At 68.9% G+C, this 15,937-nt stretch carries 15 protein-coding genes and 1 pseudogene; 12 read left to right on the top strand and 4 right to left on the bottom strand.

Annotated features, from left to right (window positions below; translation table 11 throughout):
* Positions 1-12 precede the first annotated feature (12 nt).
* The 6 genes and pseudogenes from ACFYO1_RS09080 (at position 13) to ACFYO1_RS09105 (ending at position 6,486) form a co-directional block, all read left to right on the top strand.
* Entirely contained in the window at positions 13-936 is a 924-nt protein-coding gene (locus tag ACFYO1_RS09080) for an esterase/lipase family protein (protein ID WP_387231793.1), read from the top strand.
* A gap of 138 nt (positions 937-1,074) precedes the next feature.
* Positions 1,075-1,641: a peptide deformylase gene (gene def, locus ACFYO1_RS09085; protein WP_387228637.1), complete on the top strand. Its 567-nt coding sequence runs from the start codon at positions 1,075-1,077 to the stop codon at positions 1,639-1,641.
* The gene (gene fmt, locus ACFYO1_RS09090) at positions 1,641-2,564 is read left to right on the top strand and encodes a methionyl-tRNA formyltransferase (RefSeq protein WP_387228639.1); all 924 of its coding nucleotides are present in this window, start codon (positions 1,641-1,643) and stop codon (positions 2,562-2,564) included. Before def ends, fmt begins: the two co-directional genes overlap by 1 nt.
* A 1,495-nt stretch (positions 2,565-4,059) precedes the next feature.
* Positions 4,060-5,367 (top strand): RsmB/NOP family class I SAM-dependent RNA methyltransferase, encoded by a 1,308-nt coding sequence (locus tag ACFYO1_RS09095; RefSeq protein ID WP_387228641.1) that lies wholly within the window; start codon positions 4,060-4,062, stop codon positions 5,365-5,367.
* A 100-nt stretch (positions 5,368-5,467) separates the two neighbouring features.
* Positions 5,468-5,850: pseudogene (locus ACFYO1_RS09100) on the top strand (fructose-bisphosphatase class II); the annotation flags it as partial.
* Positions 5,851-6,138: 288 nt separating this feature from the next.
* Entirely contained in the window at positions 6,139-6,486 is a 348-nt protein-coding gene (locus ACFYO1_RS09105) for an MmcQ/YjbR family DNA-binding protein (RefSeq protein ID WP_387228643.1), read from the top strand.
* On the opposite strand, the gene ACFYO1_RS09110 is transcribed toward ACFYO1_RS09105, so the two are convergent.
* Together ACFYO1_RS09110 and ACFYO1_RS09115 are read right to left on the bottom strand one after the other, a co-directional pair.
* Positions 6,487-7,392 (bottom strand): RNA polymerase sigma factor SigF, encoded by a 906-nt coding sequence (locus ACFYO1_RS09110; RefSeq protein ID WP_387228644.1) that lies wholly within the window; start codon positions 7,390-7,392, stop codon positions 6,487-6,489.
* Positions 7,392-7,814, bottom strand: a complete 423-nt coding sequence (locus tag ACFYO1_RS09115; protein WP_387228646.1) for an ATP-binding protein — start codon at positions 7,812-7,814, stop codon at positions 7,392-7,394. Before ACFYO1_RS09115 ends, ACFYO1_RS09110 begins: the two co-directional genes overlap by 1 nt.
* 96 nt (positions 7,815-7,910) lie before the next feature.
* Here ACFYO1_RS09115 and rpe point away from each other — a divergent pair, with 96 nt between their 5' ends.
* Positions 7,911-8,567, top strand: a complete 657-nt coding sequence (gene rpe, locus ACFYO1_RS09120; RefSeq protein ID WP_387231795.1) for a ribulose-phosphate 3-epimerase — start codon at positions 7,911-7,913, stop codon at positions 8,565-8,567.
* 13 nt (positions 8,568-8,580) lie between these two features.
* On the opposite strand, the gene ACFYO1_RS09125 is transcribed toward rpe, so the two are convergent.
* Positions 8,581-9,051, bottom strand: a complete 471-nt coding sequence (locus ACFYO1_RS09125; RefSeq protein ID WP_387228648.1) for a hypothetical protein — start codon at positions 9,049-9,051, stop codon at positions 8,581-8,583.
* A 586-nt stretch (positions 9,052-9,637) separates the two neighbouring features.
* Here ACFYO1_RS09125 and ACFYO1_RS09130 point away from each other — a divergent pair.
* The 5 genes from ACFYO1_RS09130 (at position 9,638) to ACFYO1_RS09150 (ending at position 13,248) form a co-directional block, all read left to right on the top strand.
* Complete coding sequence (locus ACFYO1_RS09130; protein ID WP_378722056.1) at positions 9,638-10,261, top strand: riboflavin synthase; 624 nt, start codon at positions 9,638-9,640, stop codon at positions 10,259-10,261.
* Between the two features lie 76 nt (positions 10,262-10,337).
* Positions 10,338-11,582: a bifunctional 3,4-dihydroxy-2-butanone-4-phosphate synthase/GTP cyclohydrolase II gene (locus ACFYO1_RS09135; RefSeq protein ID WP_378722055.1), complete on the top strand. Its 1,245-nt coding sequence runs from the start codon at positions 10,338-10,340 to the stop codon at positions 11,580-11,582.
* Between the two features lie 20 nt (positions 11,583-11,602).
* Positions 11,603-12,082, top strand: a complete 480-nt coding sequence (gene ribH, locus ACFYO1_RS09140) for a 6,7-dimethyl-8-ribityllumazine synthase (protein WP_218470125.1) — start codon at positions 11,603-11,605, stop codon at positions 12,080-12,082.
* Entirely contained in the window at positions 12,082-12,579 is a 498-nt protein-coding gene (locus ACFYO1_RS09145; RefSeq protein WP_387228651.1) for a PH domain-containing protein, read from the top strand. The genes ribH and ACFYO1_RS09145 overlap by 1 nt, the downstream gene beginning before the upstream one ends.
* Positions 12,580-12,708: 129 nt before the next feature.
* Complete coding sequence (locus ACFYO1_RS09150; RefSeq protein ID WP_387228654.1) at positions 12,709-13,248, top strand: GNAT family N-acetyltransferase; 540 nt, start codon at positions 12,709-12,711, stop codon at positions 13,246-13,248.
* 491 nt (positions 13,249-13,739) lie between these two features.
* Here the strand turns inward: ACFYO1_RS09150 and ACFYO1_RS09155 are convergent, their stop codons facing one another.
* Complete coding sequence (locus tag ACFYO1_RS09155) at positions 13,740-15,704, bottom strand: gamma-glutamyltransferase family protein (protein ID WP_387228656.1); 1,965 nt, start codon at positions 15,702-15,704, stop codon at positions 13,740-13,742.
* Positions 15,705-15,937 lie beyond the last annotated feature (233 nt).

The raw sequence follows: 15,937 nt of genomic DNA on the forward strand, positions 1-15,937 counted from the left end.
GCCGTGGTAGCAATGCTCGGCAGCGGTGCGGCGCAGGCCGCGCCCGCCGGCTACCGCCCGCCCGAGATCCCCACCCAGCCCGGCCCGCCGCAGACCGATCACCTCGGCGCGGCAGCCTATCTGAAGACCCACAAGAACGTGGTTCCGTTGGGCGCCAACAACTTCGACTGCAAGCCGAACGCCGCCCACCCGCGGCCGGTGGTGCTCGCGCACGGCACGGATTCCAGTGCCTACTCGGACTATTCGGCCATCGCGCCGCAGCTCGCCGCCGCCGGGTTCTGCGTCTTCGCGCTCAACTACGGCGGCAGCCCGGGGGCGGACAGCTACGGCACCGAGGACGTGGTGCTCAGCTCGTATCAGATCGGCGACTTCGTCGACCGCGTGCTGGCCGCCACCGGCGCCGCCCAGGTCGATCTGGTCGGATTCTCCCAGGGCGCCTCGGTCACCCGGTTCTACACCAACAAGCTCGGCGGTGCGCCGAAGGTCGGCAGGTGGGTCGGACTCGCGTCGCCGAGTTACGGCGGGGTGATGTACGGACTGGTGCCCGTGGTGGAGGCGGTGCCGGGCGGGTTGCAGGCGTTCGCGCGGGTGACCTCGCTCGCCGCGGTGCAGCAGGCGCAGGGCTCGGAGGTGATGACCGCGCTCAATGCCGGCGGTGACACCGTGCCCGGCCCGATGTACACGACCATCGGCAGCAAGGTCGACGAGATGATCCAGCCGAACAGTAATATCGCGCTGCGCGGCCCCGGCGCGGAGAACATCTCGCTGCAGGATCGCTGCCCGGTCGACCTGACCGGGCACTTCCACATGGTCTACGACCCCTTCGTGCAGCAGCTGTTGTTGAACGTGCTGGATCCGACCACCCCGGCGCCGGTCTGCCGTCCGGTGATGCTCGGCACCGGCATCCCGGAAGTGATCATCGCCGGTAACTCCTGAACCGGGCGGCCGGACGGAGGACAACGCACCCCGTCCGACCGCACTGGAGTTCTACCAGCTTCGGGCTGGTGGATCGGGGACCTTCGGCCATCTCACTAGAATGAGACGACCGTGTTCGTCCGCTTCCGGGAGTTTGCCGTGACCATTCAGCCTGTTCGCCTGTTCGGCGATCCCGTCCTGCGCGCTCGCGCGGCGGAGGTCACCGCGTTCGACCGGGAACTTCAGCAGCTGGTGACCGACCTGACCGACACCATGCACGACGATGGTGGCGTCGGCATGGCCGCACCGCAGATCGGAGTGGGGTTGCGTGTTTTCGTGTACGACACTCATGACGCGGCGGGACACCTGGTGAACCCGCAGTGGGAAGTGGTCGGCGACGAGGAACAGGTCGGACCCGAGGGCTGCCTCTCGATTCCCGGGGTGCGCTACGACACCCGGCGGGCGCTGCGGGTCCGGGCGCGCGGCGTCGACATGCACGGTGCGCCGGTCGAATTCGATGCGGAGGGCCTGTTGGCGCGCTGCGTGCAGCATGAGACCGACCACCTCGACGGCGTGTTGTTCATCGATCGGCTGGACCCCGCTGCGCGTAAGGACGCGATGCGGACCATCCGTGAATCCGATTGGTTCAGTGCGGGCGTGACGGCGCGGCCGTCGCGCTCGGTGACTGGAACGGGCCAGGCCGGTCCGTTCGGACGGGGTCGTTGATGCGCATCGTTTTCGCCGGTACGCCGGAGCCGGCCGTGCCCTCGCTGCGGCGATTGATCGAATCCGGGCGGCACGAGGTGATCGCCGTGGTGACCAGGCCGGACGCGGTTGCCGGACGCGGGCGCAAGGTGACTCGGTCGCCGGTCGGGCTGCTGGCCGACGAGCACGGGATTCCGGTGCTGACGCCGCGGCGGCCCGCCGAGCCCGAGTTCGTCGCAGAGCTCACCGAGTTGGCGCCGGACTGCTGCCCGGTCGTCGCCTACGGCGCACTGCTGCCGCAGCGCGTGCTCGACATCCCGCGCTTCGGCTGGATCAACCTGCACTTCTCCCTGCTGCCCGCCTGGCGTGGCGCGGCGCCGGTGCAGGCCGCGATCGACGCGGGGGACGAGATCACCGGCGCGTCCACCTTTCAGATCGAGGCCGGACTCGACACCGGTCCGGTGTTCGGCATGGTGACCGAGAAGATCGCGGTCACCGACACCGCGGGCGAACTGCTCGAACGGCTCTCCGTGAGCGGCGCTCAACTGCTCGAGGCGACCCTCGACGGCGTGGAAGACGGGACCCTGCAGGCGGTTCCGCAGTCCACCGAGGGCATCTCGCACGCACCCAAGATCACCGCCGAGGCCGCGCACATCCGCTGGGACCTGCCCGCGCTGGCCATCGGCCGCCGCATCCGCGCGGTCACCCCGGCCCCCGGCGCCTGGACCGAGGTCGACGGCAATCGCCTGAAGCTGGGTCCGGTCGAACTGGTCGAGGAGGAGCTGCCGACTCGGACCATCGAGGTCCGCAAATCCGGTGTCTTCGTCGGCACCGCGACCACCGCGATCCGCCTGAATCAGGTTCAGCCCCAAGGTAAGCGCATGATGGACGCCCTCGACTGGGCCCGCGGCGCGCGGTTGCAGGCCGGCGCGGTGTTCGAGTGACGATCCTCGATGTTGTCGCGCCCGGCTTCGAGTCGCAATCGTGGCTCGAGACGGTGGTTGTCGGCCGGCGTGGATCGCAGGATTCCGCTGTGGTCGAAGGCGGTCGGAGTCCTTATATCCGTGGCCACGCGCCGCGACCTCAACGAGAGCGGTGGAGCATGACGGCACGGTACACGGATTCGCTACTCGACCGGGCTGGCGGTTTCACGCAGGGCGCGGTGGTCGCATGACACCCCCGGAACGCAAGCGCGGCAACGAGTCTCGTGATTCGTCACGAGCGAACGGTGCGGAAGCGGCGCGCGGAAAGGCGAGCGCCCGGACGAACAGTGCGCGCGGGGGCGACTCGGCGCGACAGTCGGCCCCGCGGCGCGACGACGCTCGCGGACGCCCCACTGGTGCGAATCAGCGTCCCGCACAAGCGAAGTGGAATCGGTCCGACGAGTCGACCGGTGACCGCTCGGCCCGCCGCGTGGGATCATCGAGTTCGGGTGGATCCGCTGTGGGACGTCCGGAATCCGATAGGGGCTGGTCGTCGCAAGGCCGTCCGCGCTCGGTGGACGGCGCGACCGGCCGTTCGAACGCCGTTGGGCCGCAGTCCGAGTCCGGTCGTGGTGGAGGGCCGCAGGGTCGTTCGCGGTCAGCGGATGGCGCGATCGACCGCTCGCCGAGCTCGAATATCGATGGTTCACGGTCGGACTCGGGCCGCGGCGGTTCGGGCCAGGCGCGTTCGCGGTCGGCCGGTAGCGCGAGTGGATCGTCCGTAGCGCGCGGCAGCGAGTCGGCGCAGGGTGGTTCGCGGTCGGCTGGGCGTTCGGACATCAAGCGAGGTGGGGAATCGGCGAAGAGGGGTACGGGAGCTAGCGCTGGCCGTTCGGCACCACGTTCGAATGCTGATGGGCGACAGGCGGACTCCGGTCGTGACGGTGCGTGGCGGGATCGTCCGCAGCCGGCTGATGGCGTGGGCCGGTCGTCGGTGGCGCGTGGTGGCGAGTCGGTGCAAGGTGGTTCGCAGGCGGCTAGTAGCGCGAGTCGATCGTCCGTAGCGCGTGGTGGCGAGTCGGCGCAGGGTGGTTCGCGGTCGGGTGTGCGTTCGGACGCCGGGCAGGGTGCGGCGGCATCGGCGAAGGGTTCCAGGGGGAGTGCGGGTCGGCCGGCGTCGCGTTCGAATGCCGGTGGGTCACGGGCGGACTCCGGCCGTGGCGGGGCGGGGCGAGCGGGTGGTGACCGGCCCGCGCGTAGTGCGGGTGCGTCGAATTTCGGGAGTGGCTCACAGGCCGGGCGCGGTGGGGCGCGGTCGGCTGTCGGTGGGTCACGGGCGGACTCCGGCCGTGGCGGGGCGGGGCGAGCGGGTGGTGACCGGCCCGCGCGTAGTGCGGGTGCGTCGAATTCCGGTGGTGGCTCACAGGCCGGGCGCGGTGGGGCGCGGTCGGCCGATCGGGGATCAGTCGCGGGGGGACGCACAACCGCGGGTGAGCCGGTTGACGCGCCTCGTCTCGTGGCTCGGGATGTGTTGCGGGCGGTGCGGGAGCGGGACGCTTACGCGAATCTTGTGCTGCCGGCGCTGCTTCGGGAGCGGCGGATCACCGGGCGGGATGCGGCGCTGGCGACCGAGCTCGCGTATGGGGCCTGCCGTTCACTCGGGCTGCTCGATGCGGTGATCGAAGCCGGGGCGGGCCGGCCGATCGCGGAGATCGACGGTTCCTTGCTGGATGTGTTGCGGCTGGGCGTGTATCAGCTGCTGCGGACTCGGATCGGGGCGCATGCGGCGGTCGATACGTCGGTGGCGCTCGCGCGGGCCGAATTCGGTGCGGGTAAAGCGGGATTCGTGAACGCGGTGCTGCGCCGCGCGGGGGAGATGACGGTCGAGGAGTGGGTCGAGCAGCTCGCGCCGAAGGATCCGGTGGGGCGGCTGGCGTTCGAGTTCGCGCATCCGGTGTGGATCGCGCAGGCGTTCGCCGACGCGCTCGGCGCGCGAGCGGGCGAACTGCACGACGCGCTGGCCGCCGATGACGCGCGGCCGGCGGTCCACCTGGTCGCCCGGCCCGGCGAGATCACCGCCGAGGAATTGGCGCTGGTCACCGGCGGCGAAGAGGGCCGCTGGTCGCCGTACGCGGTGTACCTGGACGGCGGCGACCCCGGCAAACTCGAGCCGGTCCGCGACGGAATGGCCGGCGTGCAGGACGAAGGCAGTCAGCTCGTCGCGCTCGCGCTGACCCGCGCCCCGCTGAACGGTCCGGACGGCGGCCGCTGGCTGGACCTGTGTGCGGGTCCGGGCGGCAAGGCGGCCTTGCTCGGTACGCTTGCCGCGATCGATGGCTTCCGCGTCGACGCCGTCGAACCCGCCGAACATCGCGCCGAACTCGTCCGCAACTCCGTCCAAGGCCTGCCGGTCGACATCCACGTCACCGACGGCCGCGACAGCGGACTGACCCCCGGCTACGACCGCATCCTGGTCGACGCCCCGTGCACCGGTCTCGGCGCGCTGCGCCGCCGCCCGGAGGCCCGCTGGCGCCGCACCCCCGCCGACGTCGCCGATCTGGTCACCCTGCAACGCGAATTGCTCACCGCCGCATGGGATCTCCTGCGCCCCGGCGGCGTCCTCCTGTACTCCACCTGCTCCCCCCACCTCCAGGAAACCGTAGTCGTGGTAGCCGACGCTGTCCGCCGCCTAGGCGCCGAACAACTCGACACCCGCGAGCTCCTCCCCGGCGTCACCGACCTCGGCGACGGCCCCACCGCCCAACTCTGGCCCCACCGCCACGGCACCGACGCCATGTTCATGGCCGCCCTCCGCAAACCCTGACCCGGTAAGCCGCCGCGCATGCCTCTCCAGCCGCGCACGATCCAGTCACCGATTTCGTGCGCGATTACGTAGACCGTGCGCGGCGGCAACCCTTGCGAAGTCGGGCCTCACCGTCTGCGTCCTGGACCGGCCGGGCTGATCCAGGAGGTCCGCGACGCGGGCGCGCGCATCCGGCTGATCTCCGACGGTGACGTCGCGGGCGCCATCGCCGCGGCTCGCCCCGATTCGGGCACCGACATCCTGGTCGGCGTCGGCGGCACCCCCGAGGGCATCATCGCGGCCGCCGCCATGCGCTGTATGGGCGGCGAACTCCAGGGCATGCTCGCACCGACCGACGACGAGGAGCGGCAGAAGGCGATCGACGCCGGCCACGATCTCGATCGGGTGCTCACCACCGAAGACCTGGTGGCCGGCGACAACGTCTTCTTCTGCGCGACCGGTGTCACCGACGGCGACCTCCTGCGCGGCGTCCGCTACTACGGTCTTGCGCGCACCCGGACTTGCCCAACGGTCAGCGTTTGTTGCCCGGCCTAGGATCGTGCGCGCCGCGACGCCATGCGCGCGACTAGATTCGCGCGGGCATGCGGGGGCATGCTGTCCGCTCGTGCCCCTAGGTGGTGGTGCCGAATCGAGAGGGAACTGGTGCTGTTTGCCTCTCGCGATATGCCAGCATCAGTTCCCGGTGATCATCTGTCCAGGAGTTTCGGCGCGCGCGGCGGCCGCTTCCATTTGTCCAAGACGGGGTGGTGGGTGGGGAGCAGACTGGGGGGAATGGCGCTGACTTGGGAAGATGTGGTGAAGCTTGGGGTGGGGCTGCCGGGGGTGGAGGAGGCGACGTGGTGGCGTAGTCCGGCGTTGAAGGTCGGGGGGAAGGGGTTCTGCCGGTTGCGGGTGGAGGCGGAGGGCGGGGTGGCCCTGGTGTGCGATCTCGCCGAGAAGGAGGCGCTACTGGCTTCCGGCGATCCGGCGTTCTACACGACTCCGCACTACGACGGGTACGGCATCATTCTGATCGATCTGGAACACGTTGCCCGCGAACAGCTTCGCGAAATGCTGGACGACGCTTGGTGGCTCACCGCCCCGCCGAAGGTGCGCGGGCAACGCGAGTTCCAGGGCTAGTCACTCCCGGCTGGACTGTTCCCGCAGCCGGGCAAGGGTTTTCGCGAGGATGCGGGAGACGTGCATCTGCGAGATCCCCATCTGCTGCGCGATCTGGGTCTGCGTCATCGACTCGAAGAACCGCATGGTGAGGATGCGCCGCTCGCGCTCGGGCAGCCCGGCCAGCAGCGGCCGGATCGCGACATACTCTTCGACCCGGTCGAATTGGGCCTCTTCCTCGCCGAGCGTGTCCAGCAGTGAGGCGTCGGTGTCGCGGCCGAGGGTGGCGGCGTCGATGGAACTCGGCTGGTAGGCGTTGCCGGCGATGACGGCCTGGGTCACCTCGTCCGGGTCCACGTCGAGTTCGGCGGCGATCTCCTTGGCGGTGGGTGATCGGCCGAGCCGCTGGGACAGCGCGTCGATCGCCGCACCGATCCGCAGGTGCGTCTCCTTGACCCGCCGCGGCACGCGCATCGCCCAGGTGTTGTCGCGGAAGTACCGGCGAACCTCGCCCATGATGGTCGGCACCGCGAAGGACAGGAAGTTCGAACCGCGCTCGACATCGAATCGGTCGACCGCGTGCACCAGCCCGACCCGCGCGACCTGGGTCAAATCGTCGAACGGCTCACCGCGCCCGCTGAATTTGCGCGCGATGTGGTCGGCCAGCGGAATGCAGCGGCTGATCAGTTCGGCGCGGATCGCGCTGTGCCGCGCGGTTCCCGGCTTGCTCGCGCCGAGCTGTTCGAAGAGCAACCCGACGTCGTCGTAGCCGGCGACGGTCTTCACGGCCTCGAGGGTCTCGGTCTCCTCGGCGGCGTCCTCGCTGGTGACGGTTTCCGCCTCGTCGGCGGGGTTGTCCCCCTCATCGGTGACGGTATCGGCGTTGTCGTCGCGATCGGAGTCGAACACGGTGTCCTCGTCCGCCACTACGCTTTCCCCCGGACCCGACGGAACTCGACCGTCGTCGGATATCCGGAAACCGTCGAATCGAACGAATCCTGGGTCGCCTGCACCTCATCGGTGAGCGTGCGCAGCACGTGCCAGCCGAAGCTGCGCTGATCAGGTAAGCCCTCCTTACCGGCGATCCCGCTGACGCGGACCAGCAGTTCGGTCTCGCCCACGGTGAATCGGCAGTTCAGGCTGCTGTCGGGCTTGGCGACGGCGATCAAGGTCGAGCAGACCTCGTCGACGGCGAGCCGGATGTCGGCCACCTCGTCGAGCGTGAAATCGCTTAGTAGCACGAGAGTTTCGGCGAGCCCACGAACGATGGGCAGCTGTGTGACCGATGCGGCCACCCGAATCTCCACCGGGGTGCTGTAGAGCCCCTGTTCCGCCGAAATGTTGATCACCCTCATCAGGCTACCCACTCGGGAGCTGGGCAACCCCCACTACCGATAGACTGCGGCGTTGTGTCCACCCCGACTTACGCGCGCCCGGCCGTCCCGATGATCGCCCCCTCCATCCTTTCCGCCGACTTCGCCCATCTCGCGGACGAGGCCCGAGCGGTCGCCGGCGCCGACTGGCTACACGTCGACGTGATGGACGCGCACTTCGTGCCGAACCTGACCCTCGGACTCCCGGTGGTCGAGAGCCTGCTGAAGGCGACCGACATTCCGCTCGACTGCCACCTGATGATCGAGGACCCGGCTCGCTGGGCGCCGCCGTACGCCGAGGCGGGCGCGCACAACGTGACCTTCCACGCCGAGGCGACCGACGATCCGGTCGCGGTGGCCCGCGATATCCGCGCGGCCGGAGCCAAGGCCGGTCTTTCGGTGAAACCGAACACACCGATCGAGCCGTACCTGGAGATTCTGCGTTCGTTCGACACCCTGCTGGTGATGAGCGTCGAGCCCGGCTTCGGCGGTCAGTCGTTCATCGCCGACGTCTTGAGCAAGGCGCGCGTCGTGCGCAATCTGGTGGACGCGGGCGAGTTGCGGCTGCTGGTCGAGATCGACGGTGGCATCAATACCGACACGATCGAGGCCGCGGCGGAGGCGGGCATCGACTGCTTCGTCGCCGGGTCCGCGGTCTACAACACGGCCGATCCGGGTGCTGCCGTCGAAGCGCTGCGCAGTCAGGCCGCCGCGCTGCGTACCGTCTGATCCGCGAAAGCGGTTACAGCGCGCGGACTTTGCGGGTGCCGACGGACCTGGTCGCCTCGATCACCGCGTTGAGCGGCGGCCGGGTGGTCGCCGCCTCGGGCGGGCGGATCCAGGTGCGATAACCGGTGTGCTCGTCGTCCGGTGAGGGCAGCACGACCTGGCTGCCGGTGCAGGCGACCGTGGCGTACATCCGGAACAGCTCGGCGGAGACCGCGGCGGTCAGCGTGTCCGGCCGATACGGACCGGTCAGGAAGGTCCAGCGCTTGGCGCGTGGATGATCGACGACCGGGCCCGCGATGGCGGCCTGCTCGAGTCGTTGCTGCACCCGTTCGCCGAGATCGGCGGGCATGGTGATGGCGCCGTAATGGGCGCCGATATGCAACAGAATGCGACGCGAGGTGGGATCGATCGAGGCGGGCAGGTGCAATTCGCGACGGTACTGCACGCAGCGAACTTCCAGCGTCGAATCGAGAAGAGTGGTCACTCCGCGCCCCCAACTGTGTCGAACTTGATTTGACCCACTGTCGTTATCTGACTTCCTCGAGTGGTGGACAATCCCTGGGTCGAACTCCCCGGCTCCGCAGGCGCTTCACCAGGTCGAACGGTTCCGCATCGAACCGCCCGGTGTGAAAGTTGAACGGAAGGAATCAGCTACATAACAATATTGCGTCTATTTCGGTCACGGCGCAAGCAAACGTTAAAAGTGTGTTGCGAATGGGTATGCCCGGGATTCGCGGGTTGCCAGAAGTCTGCAAAACGCAATTGTGCGGTATCCATAGTGCGAACAAACAATTCCAGCAGACCTTTAATGTGCGATTTATCCGCATGCTCGAGCTCAATTGGGAATCGATTCGTTATTAGCCGTTTGCTCTGGCGGGTGTCGCTTGGCTGACGGTTTGGTTCCCTCGGCGGTTGCCGGGAAGTGGTCCGATGGTTTCCTTGGGTGGAACCGTGGTGTCCCCTACGACGAGCCGTCGTTAAGCTGGATCCAGCGGTACCGACCGGCGGGAATACCCGTCGCGGCCGGGCTGTTCCGCAACCGGGGACTACGACGCGACAGGGAGTCAGGCATGTTCACAGGCATCGTCGAGGAACTGGGCGAGATCGTCGCCACCGAGCGGCTGGCCGACGCCGCCCGGCTGACGATCCGGGGCGGGCTGGTGACCTCCGATGCCGGGCACGGCGACTCGATCGCGGTGAACGGCGTCTGCCTGACCGTCGTCGAGGTGATCGGCGGCGACTCGTTCACCGTCGACGTGATGCAGGAGACGCTGAACCGATCCAGCATCGGCAAACTGGACACCGGATCCAAGGTCAACCTGGAACGCGCCGCCGCGCTGAACAGCCGCCTCGGCGGACATCTCGTGCAGGGCCACGTCGACGGCACCGGCACCGTGCTCTCCCGCACCCCCTCGGAGAACTGGGAGGTCGTGCGCATCTCGCTGCCCGACTCGATCGCCCGCTACGTGGTGGAGAAGGGCTCGATCACCGTCGACGGCATCTCGCTCACCGTCTCCGGTCTCGGCGTCGCCGACGAGCCCGCCGAAGCCGGCAGCAAGGACTGGTTCGAGGTCTCGCTCATCCCCACCACGCTCGCCCTCACCAATCTCGGCTTCGCCACCGTCGGCACGACGGTCAATCTGGAGGTGGACGTGATCGCCAAGTACGTCGAACGTCTGCAGCAGCGCGGGTGAGCGGCCGGGCGGTCAACATCCGCGTGCGACGCCGTACTGTAGGGGCGGACCTATTTCGAGATGGAGCACAACAGACGTGACCAGGTTCGACACCATCGAGCGCGCCGTCGCCGACATCGCCGCGGGTAAGGCGGTCGTCGTCGTCGACGACGAGGACCGCGAGAACGAGGGCGACCTCATCTTCGCGGCCGAGAAGGCCACCCCGGAGCTGGTGGCCTTCATGATTCGCTACACCTCCGGCTACATCTGCGTGCCCCTGACCGGAGACGACTGCGATCGCCTCGGCCTGCCGCCGATGTACGCGATGAACCAGGACAAGCACGGCACCGCCTACACCGTGTCGGTCGACGCCCGCGAGGGCATCACCACCGGTATCTCGGGCGCCGACCGCGCGACCACCATGCGCCTGCTCGCTTCCGACGAGGCGAAGGCCGACGACTTCACCCGCCCCGGCCATGTGGTGCCGTTGCGCGCGAAGGACGGCGGCGTGCTGCGCAGGCCCGGTCACACCGAGGCCGCGGTCGACCTGTCCCGGATGGCCGGGCTGCGTCCGGCGGGCGTGATCTGCGAGATCGTCAGCCAGAAGGACGAGGGCCACATGGCCCGCACCGAGGAGCTGCGCGTCTTCGCCGACGAGCACAACCTCGCGCTGATCTCCATCGCCGACATGATCGCCTGGCGACGCCGGCACGAGAAGCACGTCATCCGGGTCGCCGAGGCGCGGATCCCCACGGCGCACGGCGAATTCATGGCCGTCGGTTACCAGAGCATCTACGACGAGGTCGAGCATGTCGCGCTGGTGCGCGGCGATCTGGCCGACGGCGAGGACGTGCTGGTGCGGGTGCATTCGGAGTGCCTCACCGGCGACGTGTTCGGCTCGCTGCGCTGCGACTGCGGTCCGCAGCTCGACGCCGCGCTGGAGATGGTGGCCCAGGAGGGTCGCGGCGTGGTGCTCTACATGCGCGGGCACGAGGGCCGCGGCATCGGGCTCATGCACAAGTTGCAGGCCTACCAGTTGCAGGACTCCGGCCACGATACGGTCGACGCGAACCTGGAGCTCGGGTTGCCCGCCGACGCGCGCGACTACGGCACCGGCGCGCAGATCCTGGTCGACCTCGGGATTCGCTCGATGCGGCTGCTCACCAACAATCCGGCCAAGCGGGTCGGCCTGGACGGGTACGGCCTCAAGATCACCGACCGGGTACCGATGCCGTTGCGCGCCAACGCCGAAAACCTGCGCTACCTGCGGACCAAGCGTGACCGGATGGGTCACGACCTGATCGGGCTCGACGACATCGATCTGGGCGAGACCGCCCGCTAATTCACAAAGGGGAATCATCGATGAGCGGTACCGGCGTACCGACTTTCGCGCTCGCGGATGCCAAGGACCTGAAACTCGGCATCGTCGCGTCGCGCTGGCACACCACGATCTGCGACACCCTGGTGGCGAACGCCGAGCAGGTGGCCAAGGACGCCGGAGTCCTGCACGTCACGGTGGTGCGCTGCGCCGGGGCGATGGAACTGCCGGTGGTGGCGCAGGAGCTGGCGCGCACCCACGACGCGGTGGTCGCGCTCGGTGTGGTGATCCGTGGTGGGACACCGCATTTCGAGTATGTGTGCGATGCGGTGACCGCCGGGCTCACGCGGGTTTCGCTGGACGCGGGCACGCCCGTGGCGAACGGGGTGCTCACCACCAACGACGAGGAGCAAGCACTGGACCGGGCCGGGCTGCCCGGTTCGGCCGAGAACAAAGGTGAGCAAGCCTGCGCCGCGGCGCTGGACGCCGCACTGACACTCCGGTCGCTGCGGCAGTCCGCCTAGTGGGCGGGCAGGGCCGGTCCTACCGCGAACCCGCTGCGGGGCAGGGGGATTCGCCGGAGTGGGAACTCGAGGTGCGTCCCCGGCGGGCCGTGCGCACCGCGCGGATCGTCGCCGCCGTGATTGCCGTCGCCTTCTTGGCCGGCGGTATCTGGTTGCGCACCGGGTCGACCGGGGTGAACTTCCGTGTGGCCGATCAGCTCGCCATGATCGGCATCGGGTTGTTGATCGCCGCCGCCGTGCTGCTGCTCACCCGGCCGCGGGTACGCGTCGGTGCCGACGGGGTGTCCGTCCGGAATATCTTGGGCGACAGCGATTTTCCGTGGAACACCGTGCGTGGCGTCACCTTCCCGGACAAGAAGGCGTGGGCCCAGCTCGAACTCGTCAACGACGACTATGTGCCGATGCTGGCGATTCGTTCCAACGACAAGGAATACGCCGCGCAGGCGATGGACAGGCTCCGCGAACTGGGCGCGAAGTACACCGCCGATCAAGGGTGATCAGCGGCGTCGTTGCTGCTGCGTTGCGGATCGTCGCAAGTAGTTGCGGGCGCAGCCGCTGAGCGACGCGGAGCGCGTGTCGGGGCCGCGTGGTGGGGTAGCGATGCGTTTGCCCGTTAATCTTCAAGTATGCAGACCGGTGCGCTCGTCCTTGCGGCGGCCTTCGCCGAGGATCCGCTGATGACCTATCTCTGGCCGCGTCCGGCGATCCGGCAGCAGGCGTTGCCGTCGTTCTGGGATTCGCGCATCGCGTCGCGCGCCGAGACCGGCATGGTCGACTCGGCGTGCGACGAGAACGGGAACATCGTCAGCGTCGCGCTGTGGGAACCGGCTGGCATCGTGTCGTCGATTGCCAAGCCGTTCAGCCTGTTCCGCACCCTGAAGGGCAGCCTGCCGCGCGCCCTCGCGGCTTCGCGGCAGATGGAAGACGTGCGCCCGGCCACCCCGCACCTCTATCTGGCCGCGGTCGGCACCCACCCGGATGCTCAGCGCCGGGGCTTCGCATCGGCCCTGCTCGAACAACGCCTCGCCACCTCCGCCGAACCCTGCTTCGTAGTCTCCAACACCCGCGCCAGCCTGTCCTTCTATCAGCGCTTCGGCTTCGTCCAACAGGGTGAACTCCCCATCGACCACGGTCCCGTGGTCTACCCGATGCTGTTATCCCGCTGACTCCAAGGATCCCGAGATCCGCACCCGTCTCTCGGGATCCGCACCGGACCAACGCTCTGGGCAAGGCACCGCCCTCTTTCGAGAAATCTGCATCCTCCTCGAGACCCGTCCCGTGGGCTGACCCCCGGACGAGGCGCGCCAGTTTCAGCGAAATCCGGACCTGCTCTAGAGATCCGTCCCGTGGGCTAACTCCGGGCGAGGCGCGCCCAATTCAGCGAAATCCGCACCCTCTCTCGAGACTCGTCCCGTGGGCTAGCCCCGGGCGAGGCGCGCTGGTTTCAGCGAAGTCCGCACCCTCTCTCGAGATTGGTCCCGTGGGCTAGCGCCGGACGAGGCGCGCTGGTTTCAGCGAAATCCGCACCCGCTCTCGAGGTTCGTACTCTGACTAGCGCCCTATAGCGAGAACGGATCCCGAAAGGGAGTGCGGATCCTCTGCGTTGCACACGCCTCTGAAGGCGCGAGCTCGGGTGGGTCCTGGTGGCCGGATCGGGTCAGCGCGTGTCGCCGAGGACCGCGCCCTCGCGGCGGGGGTCGGCGCCGCCGATCCAGCCGTCGGGTTCGCGTTGGATGGCGCTCAGGCCGCTGGACTGCGGGGCCACCGAAACCTGGTGGCCCAGTTGGCGCAGGCGAGTGACCAGGGCGTCGTTGTTGCCGTTGTCGGCGGTGTTGATGCTGGGGTGTTCGCCGCCGAGGCCGGTGGCGGGGGCGTTGCCCGCGCCGAAGGACAACGCGGACACGGCCTGTTGCGGGTCCAAGCCCCAATCGAGCATGCCGATCAGTGTTTTCACGACGAACTGGATGATCACCGAGCCGCCGGGGGAGCCGGTGACGTGGGTGAGCTGGCCGCGGGTGCCGTCGGCGGACTTGTCGAAGACCAGGGTGGGGGCCATCGAGCTGCGCGGGCGCTTGTTGGGCTGGACGCGATTCGCGACCGGTGCGCCGTCGGTGCCGAGCGGGTCGGCGGAGAAGTCGGTGAGCTGGTTGTTCAGCACGAAGCCGTCGACCAGGTGGAACGAGCCGAACGCGGATTCCACCGTGGTGGTCATCGACGCGGCGTTGCCGTACTTGTCCACCACGGAGATGTGGCTGGTGCCGTGCTCGGGCGGCTGCGGGCCGATGCCGACCGGGACCGGTCCGAAGTCGCCGGGCTGTGCGGTACCCATGCTGTGGCCGCGGTCGATCAGGGCCGCACGCTGCTTGAGGTAATCCTTGTTCAGCAGGGTCTGGATCGAATTACCGGGCAGCGGAATGAAATCCGGGTCGGCCACGTACTTGTTGCGGTCGGCGTAGGCGAGCCGCTCGGCCTCCGCGATGAGGTGCACCGCATCGGCCTTCGGCTTGCCGCCGTTGCGCGCGTCGGTGCCGGCGCCGAGATTGTCCGGGGGCAACGCGGCGAGGTCGAAGTTCTCCAGGATGCCGAGGGTCGCGGCGACCGTGCTGCCACCGGAGGACGGGGCGGGCATGCCGCAGATCTCGTGGGTGCGGTAGGTGGTGCAGAGGGCGGTGCGCTTCTTCGCCTGGTAGTTCGCCAGGTCGGCGGTGGTGATCAGGCTCGGGGTGCGGTCGCCGGAGGTCGTGGTGGCGGCGTCGACGATGTCGCGGGCGATGGCGCCGGTGTAGAAGGCGTTGGCGCCGTCTGCGGCGATGGCGCTCAAGGTTTTCGACATGGCCGGGTTGGTCAGCACGGTGTCGGCGGCCTTGGCGGTGCCGTCCGGGTTGAGGAAGTAGGCCTTCGCGGCGTCGTCGCGGGCGAGATCCTTGGCCGACTCCGCGATCTGCCCGGCGAATCGGGGACTGATCGGGAAGCCGCGATCGGCGAGGCCGATGGCCGGATCGAACAGCTCGCGCCAGCCGGTCTTGCCGTGGTCGCGGTGGGCCATCTCCAGCATGCGCAGCACCCCCGGCACGCCGATGGACCGGCCGCTGGCTCGCGCGTTCGGCTTCGGCTCGGTCCGGTTGGCGTCGTCGACCCAGCGCAGGTAGTTCTCGGTGGCGGCGGCGGGCGCGACCTCGCGCCCGTCATAGGCGTCGACGGTCTTCGCCGCGGCGTCGTAATACAGCAGGAACGAGCCGCCGCCGATGCCGGAGGCCTGCGGCTCCACCAGGCCGAGCACGGCCTGCGCCGCGATCAGCGCGTCGGCTGCGGTGCCGCCGTCGCGCAGCACCGCGCACGCCGCCTTGGTCGACACCGGGTTCGCCGTCGATACCGCGAACGTCTTCGTGTGCACGGGCGTCATCGCGGATCGGTAACCCGTGGCGATCTCCGGGTTGGTGCTGATGTCCGGCGTCTTACCGGCCGGCGCGCCGGGTGACGTCGCGGCCACCGGCGTGCCGTTCGGCACCGTGTCGCAGACGTTGCTCGCCTTGTCCTCGTCGGACGAACAAGCCGTCACCGTCCCGAGGGCGAGCAGCAACGCCGCCGCCACACCCGTCCACGTACCTCGCGTGCGCCTCATGGGGGGACTCTAACGCCCGGCACCGACAACGCGGGAGAAATTTGTCGCACCTACGCGGCGCCCGGCGCGGCAGTCGCCGTCGGCGGGGATTCCACGGACCGGACCGGTCGGCGACCTGCGCCCACGGTGCCGAGTGGACGCGCCGGCTCCGGATGAACTCGGTTGCGCGCCACCGGTTGTCGCCCGGATTCGCCGGGGGCACCGCGCTGGCCTGCGACGACCTCGTCCGCGAC

The sequence above is a fragment of the Nocardia sp. NPDC006044 genome, assembly GCF_042871115.1.
Lineage (GTDB): Bacteria > Actinomycetota > Actinomycetes > Mycobacteriales > Mycobacteriaceae > Nocardia.

Coding starts and splice junctions, on each gene's coding strand:
- ACFYO1_RS09080 (WP_387231793.1), top strand. CDS start 13: ATGCTCGGCAGCGGTGCGGCGCAGGCCGCGCCCGCCGGCTACCGCCCG.
- fmt (WP_387228639.1), top strand. CDS start 1,641: ATGCGCATCGTTTTCGCCGGTACGCCGGAGCCGGCCGTGCCCTCGCTG.
- ACFYO1_RS09105 (WP_387228643.1), top strand. CDS start 6,139: ATGGCGCTGACTTGGGAAGATGTGGTGAAGCTTGGGGTGGGGCTGCCG.
- rpe (WP_387231795.1), top strand. CDS start 7,911: ATGATCGCCCCCTCCATCCTTTCCGCCGACTTCGCCCATCTCGCGGAC.
- ACFYO1_RS09130 (WP_378722056.1), top strand. CDS start 9,638: ATGTTCACAGGCATCGTCGAGGAACTGGGCGAGATCGTCGCCACCGAG.
- ribH (WP_218470125.1), top strand. CDS start 11,603: ATGAGCGGTACCGGCGTACCGACTTTCGCGCTCGCGGATGCCAAGGAC.
- ACFYO1_RS09150 (WP_387228654.1), top strand. CDS start 12,709: ATGCAGACCGGTGCGCTCGTCCTTGCGGCGGCCTTCGCCGAGGATCCG.
- ACFYO1_RS09155 (WP_387228656.1), bottom strand. CDS start 15,704: ATGAGGCGCACGCGAGGTACGTGGACGGGTGTGGCGGCGGCGTTGCTG.